The organism is Candidatus Hinthialibacter antarcticus, assembly GCA_030765645.1.
Lineage (GTDB): Bacteria > Hinthialibacterota > Hinthialibacteria > Hinthialibacterales > Hinthialibacteraceae > Hinthialibacter > Hinthialibacter antarcticus.
The window spans coordinates 40,225-56,350 of sequence record JAVCCE010000064.1 but is presented as its reverse complement, the minus strand read 5'-3'; the positions used below and the strand labels follow the sequence as shown (position 1 = coordinate 56,350).

12 protein-coding genes are annotated in these 16,126 nt (G+C 49.9%); 6 read left to right on the top strand and 6 right to left on the bottom strand.

The features are described from left to right. Positions 1 to 20 precede the first annotated feature (20 nt). Complete coding sequence (locus P9L94_16185) at positions 21 to 362, top strand: hypothetical protein (protein MDP8245624.1); 342 nt, start codon at positions 21 to 23, stop codon at positions 360 to 362. Between the two features lie 82 nt (positions 363 to 444). Here P9L94_16185 and P9L94_16180 read toward each other — a convergent pair whose 3' ends face one another. Continuing rightward, positions 445 to 1,323 (bottom strand): sugar phosphate isomerase/epimerase, encoded by an 879-nt coding sequence (locus tag P9L94_16180; GenBank protein ID MDP8245623.1) that lies wholly within the window; start codon positions 1,321 to 1,323, stop codon positions 445 to 447. A gap of 193 nt (positions 1,324 to 1,516) precedes the next feature. Next, positions 1,517 to 1,795, bottom strand: coding sequence for a hypothetical protein (locus tag P9L94_16175; protein ID MDP8245622.1), 279 nt, complete (start codon positions 1,793 to 1,795; stop codon positions 1,517 to 1,519). A gap of 249 nt (positions 1,796 to 2,044) precedes the next feature. On the opposite strand from P9L94_16175, the gene P9L94_16170 reads away from it, so the two are divergent. Further along, on the top strand, positions 2,045 to 4,090 hold the full coding sequence (locus P9L94_16170) for a FapA family protein (GenBank protein MDP8245621.1): 2,046 nt from the start codon (positions 2,045 to 2,047) through the stop codon (positions 4,088 to 4,090). A 37-nt stretch (positions 4,091 to 4,127) separates the two neighbouring features. On the opposite strand, the gene pap is transcribed toward P9L94_16170, so the two are convergent. Then, complete coding sequence (gene pap, locus P9L94_16165; protein ID MDP8245620.1) at positions 4,128 to 5,624, bottom strand: polyphosphate:AMP phosphotransferase; 1,497 nt, start codon at positions 5,622 to 5,624, stop codon at positions 4,128 to 4,130. Positions 5,625 to 5,735: 111 nt separating this feature from the next. Continuing rightward, a complete protein-coding gene (locus tag P9L94_16160) occupies positions 5,736 to 7,094 on the bottom strand; it encodes a pectate lyase (protein ID MDP8245619.1) in 1,359 nt (452 codons plus the stop codon). A 95-nt stretch (positions 7,095 to 7,189) separates the two neighbouring features. Here P9L94_16160 and P9L94_16155 point away from each other — a divergent pair, with 95 nt between their 5' ends. Then, positions 7,190 to 8,431, top strand: a complete 1,242-nt coding sequence (locus P9L94_16155; GenBank protein ID MDP8245618.1) for an ADP-ribosylglycohydrolase family protein — start codon at positions 7,190 to 7,192, stop codon at positions 8,429 to 8,431. 11 nt (positions 8,432 to 8,442) lie between these two features. On the opposite strand, the gene P9L94_16150 is transcribed toward P9L94_16155, so the two are convergent. Both P9L94_16150 and P9L94_16145 read right to left on the bottom strand, forming a co-directional pair. After that, positions 8,443 to 9,768, bottom strand: a complete 1,326-nt coding sequence (locus tag P9L94_16150) for a sulfatase-like hydrolase/transferase (protein ID MDP8245617.1) — start codon at positions 9,766 to 9,768, stop codon at positions 8,443 to 8,445. Then, positions 9,768 to 11,438, bottom strand: coding sequence for an arylsulfatase (locus tag P9L94_16145; protein ID MDP8245616.1), 1,671 nt, complete (start codon positions 11,436 to 11,438; stop codon positions 9,768 to 9,770). Before P9L94_16145 ends, P9L94_16150 begins: the two co-directional genes overlap by 1 nt. Positions 11,439 to 11,809: 371 nt before the next feature. Here P9L94_16145 and P9L94_16140 point away from each other — a divergent pair, with 371 nt between their 5' ends. The 3 genes from P9L94_16140 to P9L94_16130 all read left to right on the top strand — a co-directional run bounded on the left by P9L94_16140 (position 11,810) and on the right by P9L94_16130 (position 15,861). Next, positions 11,810 to 13,579, top strand: coding sequence for a 2-oxoacid:acceptor oxidoreductase subunit alpha (locus tag P9L94_16140; GenBank protein ID MDP8245615.1), 1,770 nt, complete (start codon positions 11,810 to 11,812; stop codon positions 13,577 to 13,579). An 18-nt stretch (positions 13,580 to 13,597) separates the two neighbouring features. Then, positions 13,598 to 14,479 (top strand): 2-oxoacid:ferredoxin oxidoreductase subunit beta, encoded by an 882-nt coding sequence (locus P9L94_16135; GenBank protein MDP8245614.1) that lies wholly within the window; start codon positions 13,598 to 13,600, stop codon positions 14,477 to 14,479. A 104-nt stretch (positions 14,480 to 14,583) separates the two neighbouring features. Beyond that, a complete protein-coding gene (locus P9L94_16130; protein ID MDP8245613.1) occupies positions 14,584 to 15,861 on the top strand; it encodes a Gfo/Idh/MocA family oxidoreductase in 1,278 nt (425 codons plus the stop codon). Positions 15,862 to 16,126: the final 265 nt, after the last annotated feature.

Here is a 16,126-nt window from a genome sequence, read left to right as displayed (position 1 = left end):
GCCTGAGGGGAGGAAGAGCGATGGGATATCTATTTGCGCGAGCCATGGAGATATTCGCACCTGGGATTAGTGTTGGCGTTGCGCTTTTTATTGCGGGCTTTCTTATGGATTCGCGGGAAGAAGATGAGCGTCGCGGCTTAATGGGGAACCTGTTCGGGGCGGTTGGTGTGATGCTTGGATTAAGCCTGGCGCTTTTTCTTTCTCAATGGGTTCCACTTTTCAGGTATTTGTTAACGCCGATCATGTGGGTTCTTATATTTGTCAGTTTTCGACTGGGCTCTTTGATTGAAATGGTGGCGATGTGCGTCTTGTCATTTCTTATCATGAAAATTTTAACAGCAATGCTCATAGGGCTTGCATAATTGATTCGCAGATTTTTATTGAGACAAAAAAACAGCCGGGCGAAACCGCCCGGCTGTTTTGTATTATATCTAGCAAATTTCGCTACGCTTTGAGGCCCCAGGATTTCATGTTCTTGATGCTGAGCGTGATGCTTTCAAAGTGGTCGCGATAGCATTGGTCTTGCTCAACGATGACGTATTTTGGTTTCGCTTTTTTGATCGCGTCAAGAATGGCGGGCCAATTCAAGTTGCCTGCTCCAACTTCGGCGAACACTTGCTTGCCGTCTAACATCAACATGTCTTTCATGTGGACGGTGGGGACGCGGCCCGCCGTTTTTTCGATCCATTGCGCGGGGTCGGCGCCGCCAGCTTGAATCCAATAGGTGTCAATTTCAAAGTTGAATGCTTTGGGGTCGCTCTCGGTCCGTAAGACTTCCTGGCCCGCGATTCCATCGAAATGATGGAATTCAAAGTTATGATTGTGATAGCCAAAGGTCATATTGTGTTCAGCCAAATTTTGGCCCACTTCGCTGGCTTGTTTGGCGAATTCTATATAACTGGCTTTGTCTTTGCGCATGTCGCCAGGCATGGAGCCGACGCATATATGTGAGCAGCCGATTTCTTTGTGCTCATCGACGACTTTGTTTAAGTCATTTCTCATTTGATCAAACGAGGAGTGGGTTGAAACCGCGTTCAGTTCATTGGCTTTCAACAGTTTGGCCAGTTCGGAGTTTGACACCGCGCCGCAGCTGGTGATTTCCACATTGTTGTAACCAATTTTTTTGATCTTTTCAAACGTGCGCGCAATATCATCGCCCGTCTTCAAAAAGTCGCGAAGCGTGTAAAGGATGAGACCAATTTTGGGTTCATTCGCGGTGGTAGACGGCGCGGCAAAAGCCGATTGGTTCAAGCCAGCGCTGGCGGCGAAAGCGGCGGTTGCGCCCGCTGCAAGAAATTGACGGCGTTGTAAAGCATCTTTCATGATGGTTTCCCCTTTGACTTTGAGTGTTCAACTTTAAATAGAATACGACGGCGGTGAATTGAACGAAAGAGGCTTGATCTTGAATTGCTTCAAAATGATTGAATCAAAAAAATCGGGAACAGAAAACTGTTCCCGATCAGATTTACGATTTCACGCTTCGAGTTGAATTCACAAATCACAAATTGAGTCTGGATTAGTAAATTTGTGAAACGATGTCTTCGATGCTATTCGGGTCGATGTTTGAGCCGGGTTTATGTGACATGCGTTGAACGATAGAACTCATTTGTTGTTGCGAGAGCGCGTTGTGAGCAACATGCACCCGGTCTAATGTGTGGCATTTTGAGCACATCTCTTCAAATTTTGGATGAGAACCCGATGCCGCAGTTGATGTTGATTGCCCTGTTGTCGCACACCCCATTGCTAGAACGACAGCAGCGATTGTCCCCAAGAATACCCAGTGAATTGCTTTCATTGTGTTGCTCCTTTGATGGTAATCTTTCCCCAGTAACTCCATTGTTACATTATTTTACTGAAAAGGTCAAATGCTAGTTAACTATTTCTCTGAAATAATGTGAATAATATATCTATTGTGGTGGAGGCGCCGAGTCGTCGTATTGACGATAATTATTGAGCATGAGCCGATAAAACGCGGTGAGATAAAAACAAGTTGTTGAGAGGTTATCTATGATATAATCTTTATCATTGCAGGGTATATTAGACAATGGAACGCTTAGAAAAACTATTAGGGCAAGTTGACCTTTCGCTTCACGATGAACATTCAGCAAAAGATTCTTTTGCTGAGACAAGTGAATTGAAAGCGGATCAAGTTGAATCGCTTGAAGCCGTTATGATTCAAGCGGGCGTTTCTTTGGTGATGAACCATTCGCATACTAAAGCATGGTTGCGGTTCCATCCGTCTCTTGGTCGTCCTCCCAAAAAATACGATGCGCGTGCTTGCCTGAAACAGTTAAATGAAATGGGCGTCATCCAAGGCGTCATTGAACGTAATGCGCTCAAAGGATTTCAGCTGTTAAAGAACCAGCCCGATGTTGAATTAGAAATCGTGATCGCAGTGGGCCGCGACCCTATCCCCATTGAAAATTTTCGCCGCTCATTTTGGATTGCTGGCGAGGCGCCCATCGACGAGTCGGTTGAAGTGGTCGTGCGGAAGAATGAGTTATTACTGAAGTTAGAAACGACAGGGACTGGCGAGCCGGGCATTGACATTTACGGCCACACCCTCGAAGCGCCTGTGATTGACAATGAACCGCCCAAAGTTGGCGCGAATATCCACACCAAAAATGGGCACGAATACTATTCCTCCCTTGAAGGAACGCTGAAAGTTAACGAAGGCGTTTTGTCTGTTCGCCCGAATAACAAAGACGCTGCCATTACAATTTCCGTTGATGAGAATGGAATGCGCGCCCTGCTTTCGATTGAACCGCCGCAGGGTCTCGGGCGCGGCGCTTATTTTCAAGATATTGAAAACCGCTTGTCGAAATTAAAAGTCGTGCGAGGCATTGACCGGGTACGAATCCGCGAGGCGATTAAGCAAGCGAACGAACAATTAAAGCCAGTTCAACAATGGCAAATTGCGCGGGGCAAACCCGCCCGGCATGGAAAAAACGGGTCCATTGAATGGATATGTAAACCCACGCTCGGTAAAAAGTTTTTCTCTATTGGAGAAGACGGGGGCATCAATTTTTATAATTTACAAAAATTTTCGCAAGTTCCGGCCGGGGAGCATCTGGTCTCGGTGCAATTTCCAACCCAGGGGATGAATGGCTTTGATATTCACGGACATCTGCTCGAAGGCAAAGCCGGAAAAGCAGCGAACCTCGAACCGGGCGAAGGTATCCGCGTAGACAATGACGGCAAAGATTGGTTCTCGACCCTAGCAGGGCGTTATCGCTTTGAAAATGATGTGCTGAGTGTTTCTGAAGTATTAGAAATTGACGGAGATGTTGATTTCTCTGTCGGGAATATTGATTTTCGGGGAGACGTTGTCATTCGCGGCAGCGTCTTGGATGATTTTAAAGTCAAAGCCTCTGGTTCGGTCACCGTGGTTGGCGCTGTTGAAGCGGCGGAAATCAGCGCGGGCAAAGATGTCGAAATTAAAAAAGGGATTTTTGGCAAAGAACAGGGGACCGTTTCGGCGCAGCGCGACGTGATCGCCGGTTTTTTACAGAATGCGGATATTCGCGCAGGCCGCGACGTTGCCGTGGGGACGCAAATATTAAACAGCCAAGTCATGGCGGCGAGAAATATTGAATTGCGCTCAGGCAAGGGTGCGGTGGTCGGCGGGCGCTGCGTTGCGGGACACACAATTGTCTCACGCATCGTGGGCGCGGAATACGGCACCCGTACGGAAATTGAGGTCGGAATTGATTTTGCCGTGATGGAAGTAATGGCGACCATGTCGCAAAAAATGAAAAACAACACGGAGTTGCTCAAACAACTCAATGAAGCCATACGCTCCTATCAAGATTTAGATGAAAGACTGTTAGACCGCGCTCAAGAAAAATGCAACTTGTTGGAGCAGAAAATCAAAACGCAACGAGAGGCCTATCAGGCTCTGGCGAAAAAACTCCATTGCACCAAAAATCCGTCAGTGATTGCTGGGATTATTTATCCCGATGTCTTTGTGCGGATGCACGACGCCCGATACAAATTCCGTACGCCCCAACATACATGCGTCGTGACCTATGACGAAAAAGACGAGAAAATACACATTAAATCAAAAGAAACGAACTCGGATAGTGAATAAATGTACGGCTGATTTGATTGAAGTGTTCGAAGAGTCTCTATTTCGATTTTAGTTTTTGTTCCAGCAAATTCACGAGCGTTTTTAAGGTCTTGATACGCGCATGGAGTTTGCAATCTCCTTCAACGATTACCCAGGGCGCATAGTTGGTGTTGGTGCGTTCGATCATTTCACTGACGGCAACGTTGTATTCGTTCCACTTCTCCCGGTTGCGCCAATCTTCTTCTGTGAGTTTGTATCGTTTGCGGGGCGTTTGCTCGCGTTCTTCAAAGCGGCGTAGTTGTTCTTCGTTGCTGATATGCAGCCAGAATTTTAAAATCACCGTTCCGAAATCCGCCAGGTGGCGCTCGAACTCGTTGATCTCATAATAGGCGCGTTTCCATTCATCTTCGCGGCAGAACCCTTCAACGCGTTCCACCATGACGCGCCCATACCAGGAACGGTCAAAGATCGCGAAGTGTCCGGCTTTTGGGGCGTGTCGCCAAAAACGCCAAAGATAATGCTTGGTGGCTTCTTCGCCCTGCGGCGCTGAGATGGGAATCACATTGTATCCGCGCGGATCAAGTTTTTGGGTCATACGTTTAATGTTGCCGCCCTTGCCGCCCGCGTCCCAACCTTCATACACCAAAATCACAGGGAGGCGTTTCGCATAGCAGGCAAACTCCAGCTGGCGCAAGCGCATTTGATATTGGTCTAAATCTTCGCGGTATTTTTCGCGTGAGATTTCGATGGTTGGGTCGACCCGGTCCAGCAGGGTTCCTTCTTCGCTGCCGCGAATTTCATACGGCGTTGGAACATGGTTTACGACGGATACGGTTGTGGGCGGCTGTTCTAACGAACGCGAGAGCGTCTCGACGATTGTGCGCAATACGATGACGCGGCGGTAGCGTCGGTCGGTTGATGGAACCAGCGTCCAGGGCGCGTAGGGCGTATCGGTTTCGACGATGATGTCGTCTGTGGCTTCTATATAGTCGTTGAATTTTTTATGGTTTTTCCAAGAATCTTTGTCGACCCGCCAGCCTTCATAAGCGCTTTTCTCTCTGACTTTAAAGCGGTCGCGTTGTTCTTTTTTGCTGATATGCAGCCAAAATTTGATTAACACGGTTCCATCATCAATGAGTTGGCGTTCAAACTGTTTCACTTCATCAATCCAAGTGCTCCAGTCTGAGTTGGACAGTTCGCCTTCCACGCGCGCGCGGACCGTTTCCATATACCAGGATTTGTCATAGATGGCGATCTCGCCCCGCTTCGGAATCCGCAGCCAATGGCGGCGCAGTTTCGGCCAGTATTGCTCATCTTCGGTCAGGATGCTGTTCATCAGGTGGACTTTAAAACCGCGCGGGTCGAGCGGAGACACCACTTGGCGAATGCTGTCGCCTTTGCCGCAGGCTTCTATCCCCTCGAAGACAATCAAGACGGGGCGCTCTGCGTCTACAACGGCCCGCTGTAATTCGACCAAGCGCTCTTTGAGGGGAGCCAGAGCCTCTTTGTATGCCTCTTTGGCAAGAGATACATCCAGGTCGAGGGTGTTCAACATAATCACTGCTCCTTAGCAGGCATTTCAATCGTTAGGTACTAACACTTTAAAAGTGAGTATATTACAATTTTGCTTTGCAGAGAGTGAATTATGTGATTTGTTTTTGATTTGTTACTCGATACGAGAGTGCGCGGCCTCCAGATAGTCTAACAATACACCGATGTTTCGTTCATAGATTACTGAATGGATACACTTCATTTGAGGATCGGGGTTTTCTTCACTTTCGAGATAAAAATTGCGCATGGATCCGCCTAGCGATGACAGCCAGCGGCCTTTGCCGTCTAGTGTTTTGATGGCCTCTTGCGCGCGCTCTCTTGCAGACCGCAATGAACGAGGTTTCTGTTGGTTTTTTTCCTCATGGCGTTGATCGGTCGGCGCTGCGATGAGCCGCTGAATTTCTGCTTGGAGACTTTCGCTGAAATAAGAACCTTGCCAGCCATAGCCCGGCCGGGCTTGGTTGACGTCATAGATAACTTTGCCGTCGGCGGTTGAATAAATGGCGCGGTTGCTGCCGTATTCATAAAGACGCGCCCATTTTCCGTTTTCGAGTTTTGAGCGTTTGAGCCAATCGAAGACGGGGAGGCACGCTTCCAAATATTTCTTGTCTCCCGTCTCGATGTATATCTCTTTTAGAACGCGCACTGCGTCCATGGACTCGGCGCTGCTGAGACCAACCGGCTCAAACGCGCGGGCGGAATCGGGTTTTCCGTCCGGCGTGAACTGCTGCGCCCAACCTGCCTGCGGCGGCGCGCCGCGCAGCGCGACCAAACAATCGGCGCCGCGTAGAGCGGCGTTGCGGTAGCGTTCGTCGCCAAATTCGTGATAACACACGAGCAGTGTTCGCATGACATCCATCATCGCTTGGTCATTGAGAGTGATGTTTTTTCCATAGCCGTTGCCGCCGGGGTAACGTTGAGGCCAACCGCCGTTTTCATATTGTGAATCAAGCATGAATTGGGCGGCGCGTTTGACGGCAGCCTCGATTGTTGCATCCTGCGTCTCGCGATACATGGAGAGAAGAAAACGGGTCGCGCCTTGGGTAACGTCATCGTCGAACGTACCAGTTCCTTTCTTATCGCCGGGATAATACTCGTGGGGCCAGCCGCCGTTTTCTAACTGTCCCTCGATTAAGGCTTGGGCGGCGGCTAACGCAACTTGGCGATATTTTTCATCCTTGAGAATTTGGCTCGCTTTGAGAAATGTTTGACCGAGTCCCGGCGTGGCGGGCGGCTGTACGGTAATGATATTGTGTTCCCGAATACGATGCTCTCCGTAGAAATATTTCAGGTCTTCCGTCCATGCCATTGCCCATCCGCCGCCGCGTTGTAAGCCTGCGATGAAATTCAAGGCGCTGCGTAAAGCGGTTTCAGCCTCTTTTTGGAACGCCTGTTCATCATCTGCGCCGATTGGCGTGCGGCAGAATAAACAGGCAATCAAAACGATAATGGAAACTCGGACAATTTGGATCATTGGACTTTGTTCTCCCATGCATTGCTTTTTACTCTAATCTATTGAATCATAAATCAATCTGAATTTCGCCACCTGATTTGCCAAAGGGGAAAAGAATGAAGAACAGTGTTTATCTGTCCACGTTTTTAATATTACTAGTTAGCGGTGCCGCAATTGCTGAAGAACGCACCATCACCCGCGAAGAACTGATGGATAAACTGTCCGGCTTTTGGGTGGGGCAGTTAGTTGGTAATTATATGGGGTTTCCCTTTGAGAATAATTACGTGGATGAGTCGATTCCCGTTCTCGTTGACCATTATTATACCTTTAAAGACGATTCGGGCGTTCGTGTGAATCGTAACGACCATCGCGGCTATATTCCGATCTTCGCTGCTGCTGTGGAAGGCGCGTTTTCAGACGATGACACCGACATCGAACTCGTCACCCTGCATGCAGTCGAGAAATACGGCCTTGACCTCAATTACGAAGAAATCACCGCGATGTGGAAAAAACACATCAATCGAAAAATCTGGGTTGCCAACCGAACCGCGCGAAACCTGATGGAGCAGGGTATGGTTGCGCCCGACACGGGCAAGAAAGAGAATAACGAAAACTGGTTTCAGATTGACCCGCAACTGGTCAACGAAATTTGGAGCGCGTTTTATCCTGGCTTGACCCAACAGGCTGCTGAACGCGCTGACTGGGGCGCGCGCATTACCAACGACGACTGGGGGACGCATCCGACAATTGCATACGCGGTGATGTACAGCGCGGCGTTCTTTGAGAAAGACACCGAGAAACTCGTTCAGTTGGCGCTTAAGGCAATTCCACAGGAAGGCCCGTTTTATGAAGGCATGCTCGACGTAATCAAATGGCATAAGCAGAACAAAAATTGGCGCGACACGCGTAAGTTAATTCACGATAAATATTACCGCTACAAAAAAGGCGATTTCGAAGCGCCGGTTTCGGTCGTGTCTTCCTTACAAAACGGATTGTGCGGCATCATGGCGGTACTTTACGGCGAAGGCGATTTTATGAAAACAACCGGAATTGCGGTTTCAGCCGGATACGATTGTGACAACCAGGCGGCGACTTGCGCGGGACTCATGGGCGTGTTAAACGGCGCCAAGACGATCCCCGATGCGCTGACCAAAGACTTCGTCGGCAAAGGGATGTGGGATAAACCGTTCAATGACCGCTATATCAATTACACGCGCGATGAAATTGCAATCGTGACGCCCATTAGCGAAATTGTCGAACGCATTGCCGCCGTCGCCGAGCAAGCCATCTGGAACGCAGGCGGACGGAAAATCGAAAAGAACGGCGAAGTGGTTTACGTCATCCCGTGTGATTTTTAAACGCCGTGCTCTTACCAGACAAGATCGTCTGGCATGACGTCTTTTTCCCAGGCGGCGAGATCGCTCAGTAGAGACTGGACTTGTTGAGGGCGTTTCGATGCCAAGTTGTTCGCTTCACTTGGGTCGTTTTTTAAATTAAATAATTCGATTTCGTCTTTGTTCAGTTTTTTTGTAATAACCAGTTTCCAATCGCCGTCTCGAACCGCGCGTTGTTTGTTGTACGACCAAAACAGTTTGCGGGTGGGGACAGATTCTCCATCGAATAGAATTGGCGATAAGTCTCGTCCATCAATGGGGCGGTCGATTGGGGCTTCTGCGCCGCCAAGCGTGAGCAGCGTTGGGAAGATATCGAGGCTGATGGTTGTGTCGTCGATCACGCCGGGTTGAATGCGTCCCGGCCAGTACGCCATGGCGGGTACGCGATGGCCGCCTTCCCACAGCGTACCTTTCCATGCTCTTAAATCGCCGTTTGAGCCGACCTTGGTTGCGCCATTGTCAGAGAAGAAGAAGACGAATGTGTCTTCTTCGAGATGGTATTTTTTTAGCGCGGCTAAAATTTCTCCTACGCCCTTGTCCATCTCTTCGATCATTGTTTTGTAAGCGCTTTTTTTGTCTTGGCGCGAACCATGCGAGTTAAACGTGCCGCCGACAGTTCGGTCTGCTGTGTCACTAGGTGCTTGATAGGGGTAGTGGGGCGACTCGTGCGCGACATACAGACAAAACGGTTGAGCGTGGTTGTCTTCAATAAATTGTACGGAATGTTGCGTGATGAGATGAGTCGAATACCCTTCTTCCGGGGCGAGGCGTCCGTTCTCCCACCAGTCGGCGACGCCGCCCTGGTCGATATGCGAGATGTAATCGACGTTGCCGCTGACATAACCGCGAAAGCGGTCAAAGCCTTGCCGGGTCGGGTTGAATTGATTCTGATAGCCCAAGTGCCATTTGCCGAATACCCCGGTCGCATAGCCGGTGTCACGCAGGCGTTCGGCAAAAGTGATCTCACTGGGCGGCAGCCCTCTATCACGATGTTTGGCGACGGTTACGACGCCGGGGACGCGGCAGCGTTGTTGGTATCGCCCTGTGAGTAAGCCTGCGCGGGTCGGGCTGCATACCGGACAACTGGAATGAAAATCAGTGAAGCGCAAGCCGCCCTTGGCGAGTGAGTCTAAATGAGGCGTTTGTATTTCGGTATTGCCGTAGCAACCCAAATCGCCATAACCCAAATCATCCGCCAGAATGACGATGATGTTCGGCTTACAGGCTGAACTAAACGCATTGGGCGCCGTCATCGCCGCCACCGCGCTTTGAATGAAAGAACGTCGTGAAATCGTGTCCATTAGTCTGTTTGAAAGACGTCTACGTATTGCATTCCAACTGCTTGATCTCCAAAGTCGATCCATGCCTCTAAACGAGCGGGGCCTTTCGGCAGTTTGACCGAGGCGAAGGTCAATGAATCTGAACCGGCCTTGAGTTCTTGCGCAAGCAATACGCTACGTAATTTAAAATAGGCAACGCCCTTTTGGGGTGCGCGTTTAAAACGGAGCCGCACATCATATCTCTTGTCTTCCAACACATTCACTTCCCAATACCCGACCGAGTTTTTGTTCCAGCCAGCGTCAGGCCCGCGCCAATCTTGTGGAGTCAGAATGGTGGGATTCTCGTCGGGTGAACCAATATGAATCAGCGGCGGGGAGTAGCCGCGTTCACCGGAAACGTCGCGGTACCAGTCGAGGTACTCCTGGCGCATTTTCGCTACGATGTTTGGATGTTGACTGGCGATGTTGGTCGTTTCGCCAGGATCGTTTTCGATGTCATACAGTTCTTTTCCATTGACCAATTTATAGCGCTGTCCTCGTACGGCGCAGGCTTCAAAGCGCTGCGGAACGTCGCCGCGATGCCATTGAAAATAGAGATTGCGGTCAGGCCAGGCGGTTGGTTTTTTCTCAAGTAGTGGCATAAGATTTTTGCCGTCAAACGCAATCTCTTGCGGTTTGTTGACGCCGCAGGCTTCAAGAATCGTCGGCGTAATATCAATATGCCCGGCGATGCGGTCTACCGAAGCGCCTGCTTGTAAGCGTTTTGGCCAGCGGATATAAAACGGAACGCGCACCCCGCCTTCATAGACGGAGCCTTTGCGCCCGCGTAAATTCGCGGTGTAGCGTTTTTGTTGGGGGCCGTTGTCGGTCATAAAAATCACGATGGTGTTATCGACCAAATCAAGGCGCTCCAGCGCACTCATCAACTTGCCCATGTTATCGTCGATGTTTTCTACCATGCCGTAGACTTTGGCGGTGGTTTCATCAAGTCCCATATCCAAATAGGGCTTCACGTAATCCGCGTGGATTTGCAATGGCGTATGCGGCGCGTTGGTCGCAAGATAAGCGAAAAATGGTTGCTCTTTATTTTGCTGAATAAAATCAATGCAGGCGTCAGCGAAGATGTCCGTGCAATAACCGTTGTAGGTCTTCGTCTCGCCGTTGTGAGATAGTTTTGGATCAAAGTAGCGGTTGCCCGGCGGGTCGGAGGGCTGACCGATGCCGCCGCCCATGTGCACCAGCGATTCTTGGAAGCCTTGTTCGCTGGCGCGAAGCGGCGCGTTATCGCCCAAGTGCCATTTGCCGAAAATGCCCGTTTTGTATCCAGCGCCGCTGAGCATCTCCGCAAGAGTTGTTTCTTCGCTGTGCATCATGGCGCGTCCTATGTAAGTATCGACGACGCCGGTGCGATAGTTATAACGCCCCGTCATCAAACAGGCGCGCGTGGGCGCGCAAACCGGGCATACATAAAAATGGGGGATGTGTACGCTTTGTTTGGCGAAAGCGTCCAAGTGAGGCGTGCGGATTTTATCATTGCCATGGACGCCCAAGTCGCCGTATCCCTGGTCGTCCGTCATTACCAAAATGACGTTCGGTCGCTCTTGGTTGGCTGCAACAGCCTGATAGGGAAGCGCCAGCGCCGCTGCCCCTGCGCCAATAAATGTTCGACGGTTTAAGTTTGCGTTGTGCATAATCAGGTTTTCTCCGGTTTTTATATCCTATTCCATGTTGTATATATAAAATTGACTTTCTTGTCTATGTGAGTGTTTCGTATGTAAATCAAGAGAGAGACAAAAGTATTTGAAAATTTGTCTTTTTCTTCTTGCTATTTAAGCGATCATTAAATACTATTTAGTTAAATAGCTAATAAAGATGAATGGGATTATATTACTGATTTAGTAAACTTTGAGTGGAAAATACCCAGATGTATTTTGTCATAATGCGGGTTTATAAAAATAAAAATGCTAATATAGTAAAGTTTGGATGGACGTTAATATTTTGAGGTAAATTAAATTTGATTGTTTCAATCAATTTCAATCTAGTCATCTAGGGATACGACAGAATGGATGTTAAAGAGCTTACCATTGGAATAGTGGGAAGCGGTGGTGACGGCAGCGTAACCTGTGGAGAGTTAATCACCCGCGCTTCTGCAAGAGTTGGATTACACGCATTGTTTCTCAAGTCATACGGCCCCCAGATTCGCGGGGGAGAGTCTTCCGCACACATACGCCTCAGCACAAAGCCGATCCCTTCACAAGGCGACCGCTTAGATGTCTTAGTGGTTTTCTCTTGGAATGAATTCAAGAAATTTCAAGACGAGATGTCGCTCAAAACAGGCGCCATCGTCATTCATGACGAAACGATGGAACCGGACTTCGCAAATACCAACCCGCTCGGCGCGAATTTTGATGCGCAGTATATTCATGCGCCGTTTAGTGAATTGGCTGAACAAAGCGCGGGAACGACGCTTTCAAAAAATATGGTCATGTTGGGCGTTTTGTTTGATTTATTTAATTTGCCCTATGATGATTTATGTACGTTGATTCAGCGGCGTTTCAAGAAAAAGGGCGATGATGTCGTCGCATCGAACATGAATGCGGTCGAGGCGGGGCGTCATTATGCACAAGCGTTCCAAAATGATTTCCCTATTCCACGTTTAAAGTATACGCCAAGTCAAACGAAGATGGTCATGGCGGGCAATGAAGCCATTGCTTGCGGGGCGATTTCTGCTGGCTGCCGTTTTTTTGCGGGCTATCCGATCACGCCGTCCAGCGAAGTGATGGAATGGTTGAGCCGCGAGTTGCCTAAAGTAGACGGCTCGGTGGTGCAGACTGAAGACGAGATTTCCGCGATGAACATGGTGATTGGCGCGGGCTACTCGGGTGAAAAAGCCATGACGGCTACTTCCGGGCCGGGTCTTTCGTTGAAGCAAGAGGCGATTGGCTTGGCGTCGATGGCTGAAGTTCCCTGCGTGATTGCCAACGTCCAGCGGGTCGGCCCCAGCACGGGCATCCCCACCAAATCGGAGCAATCTGATTTGATGGCGACCATCTATGGCTCTCACGGCGACGCGGCAAAAGTTGTTGTGGCGCCAACCTGCGTCAGCGATTGTTTTGACGTTACCCGCAAAGCCTTCGCGATTGCCGAAGCTTACCAATTGCCTGTCATCATTTTGTCTGACCAGTTTATCGGACAGCGCATGGAAGCGATCGATCCGCTAGATGCGACTTTGCCTCCTGTTCCTGACCGAAAACAGTTGAGCGGCGAAGCGTTGGCGACGATGAAGCGCTATCAATTGACGGATGACGGCGTCTCGCCGACGGTGAAACTCGCGACGCCCGGCGGCGAACACCTCGTCAGCGGAATTGAACACGATGAAGCGGGCAAACCTACATCATCGTTTACTATTCATGAACAGATGAATGAAAAACGCTTTAAAAAGTTAGAAGGCGTTTTAAAAGATTTTTCATTGATTCATCATTGCGGCGATTCAAAGTCGGAGATCGGCTTGATTGGCTGGGGTTCCAGCCGGGGCGCAATCGAAGAAGCAATCGAAAGCGCTGATATACTGGGCCTCGCAGTTGAAGGTTTCGTCCCTGAAATGATTCACCCGCTGCCTCTGGAAGACCTAAACGCATTTATCCAAACCAAGCGCCTTGTATTGACAGTCGAACTTTCCTTCCAAGGCCAGTTTTATCGTTATTTGAAAAGTTTGGTTGATGATCCAAATAAATTACATTGCTTTGCTCGTAGCGGCGCCAAAGTGTTGGGCAGCGAAGAGATCGTGTGCCAATTGCAAAAAATGGCCCAAAATACAGCGATTGCGAACTAAGGGAGTTGGAATCGTATCATGGTTACATTATCCAGTCAGCCGGTTCACCCGGATTATATTCCGAAGGATTTTCGCAGCGAACTAAAACCAATTTGGTGTAAAGGCTGCGGCAACTTCGCCGTATTAAGCCCGGTTCACAAAGCGCTTGCTGAAGTCGGGGTTCCACCGCATCTCGTCGCTGTGATTTCCGGTATTGGATGCAGCAGCCGCATTCCCGGTTATTGCGCGACGTATGGGTTCAATTCGATTCACGGGCGCGCATTGCCAATCGCTTCCGGCGTGAAGATTTGCAAACCCGAAATGACCGTGATCGTTGCGGGCGGCGACGGCGACGGGCTTGCCATTGGCGGCGGGCATTTTCCCCACGCGGGGCGCCGCAACGTCGACATGACCTATATCATGATGGACAATTCTATTTATGGTTTAACCAAAGGGCAGGCGTCACCCTCAACGCCGCTGGGCGACCTCACCAAGTCGACGCCATACGGGACGACCGAGTCGCCCTTGGACGCGGTGTCGTTGGCGTTGGCGTACAACGTTTCGTTTGTTGCGCGGTGTTTTGTTGGTGAAGGCGCTCATTTGGTCAACACTATTACCGAGGGCATTCGCCATCCGGGTTTTGCGTTCATTCACGTGATCTCGCCATGCCCGACTTATCGCGGCATGGATGTATTTAAGCAGGTGAAAAGCCAAGTCGAAATTCTCGGCGACGATCATGACACGATGGATAAAGGCGAAGCCTATAAAATGGCGATTCGCGGCGACGGAAAAATTTCGTTAGGCTTATTTCACAAACACATTCGCCCCACGATGCTCGACAACGTCGAACATATCGAAGAAGAAGCCCATCATCGCGGCGACAATTCGATGGAGACCATTTTTTCGCAATTCATGCCGTAAAATAAAAAAATGCACTTATTAAACAAACGCGTCGGCGCCGAGTTAGCGCCGACGTTTTTTTTATGATAAAAAATAGTAATCGTTTATTTTGGGAAGGAATTGCAATGAGTAATCAACAACATACCAGAAGAGATTTTCATAAAACGCTTGGCGCGAGTCTGGCTCTGGGCGTTGCGCCTGCCATTAATGTGATTGGCGCCAATGAGCGCATCAACATAGGCGTGATTGGTTGCGGCGGGCGGGGGCAATACGACCTCAGTTTGTTTTTGCGCGATGAGAATGTACGCGCACTTGCGATCTGCGACGTTGACCAGGAACGCATCGACCAAACCCGCAAAGACAAACTCAAGGGCGATTCTTCTGTGAAAGCCTTTAAGGATTTTCGCGACCTGCTCGAAATCAATGAGATTGACGCAGTCATTATCGGTACGCCAGACCATTGGCACGCGATACCGTTCGTTCGCGCCTGTGAGGCAGGGAAGGACGTCTATTGTGAAAAACCGCTGGCGCTCACCATCGGCGAAGGCCGTAAAATGGTTACCGCCGCCCGCAAACACAAGCGCGTCACACAGATCGGAACTCAACAGCGTACAATTCCTCATTTTAAGCAAGCCGTCGAGTTGCTTCACTCGGGCAAGATTGGAAAAATGACCCATGTTGAATGCTGGAACGTCGATAACCGCATAGAGCGAAACATGGGCGCTCCGCCAGACAGCGACCCGCCTGCAGGCCTCGATTATGACATGTGGTTAGGGCAAGCGCCGATGCGGCCTTATAACAGAAACCGCTGCCGCCAATGGCGTTGGTTCTGGGATTACTCCGGCGGACAAATGACCGACTGGGGGACGCACCACATGGACATCGCCCGTTGGGCGGTCGGCGCCGAATACCCCATCAGCGCTAGCGCGACCGGCGGTAAGTTCGCCTTGCCCGACAATAGCGAAACACCCGACACCATGAACGCTGTCTGGGAATATGACGGCGGCGTAACGGTTTCGTATATGTTCCGCATGTGCAGCGAAATCAAACACCTGGGACAAGGCTACGGCATGATGTGTTATGGGACGGACGCGACCTTGTTTATGAACCGCAGCGGGTTCGAGATTACGCCTATCGGCGAGTCCGAGCCGGTCATGAAGGAATCCGGCAGCGATGACACCTATATACACGTTCGCAACTTCTTGGATTGCCTGCGCAGCCGAAAGTTATGCAATGCGGACGTCGAAATCGGTCACCGCTCGACGCTGGGGCCGCATCTGGCGAACATTGCGCAATGGAGTAACGAAAAACTCACCTTTGACGGCGAAACCGAAACCATTATCAATCATCCCGAATGCAACCGCTTTTTGGATCGGGAAAAACGCCCGCCCTGGACGCTGTAAGGTTGGGCTGAATATTTCGTATTAGAAGCCATCTCACAATCAATGATTACGAAAAAGGCTTTCAGCATATCAAAAATTGCAAACCAATTTTGGCATGGGTGCAACTCTGGGAGCGCCTGTGCATAAGGGCCTGAAAGCCCGCACTGAAGCAAGCAGAGTTGCACCCATGCCACACGCAGCGAACAATCAAGTATTTTTGAGGTGGCTTCTATTAGGCGTAAGCGATTGCAATAGGCTTACGCCTTTTTTCATCTCAGGAGGATAA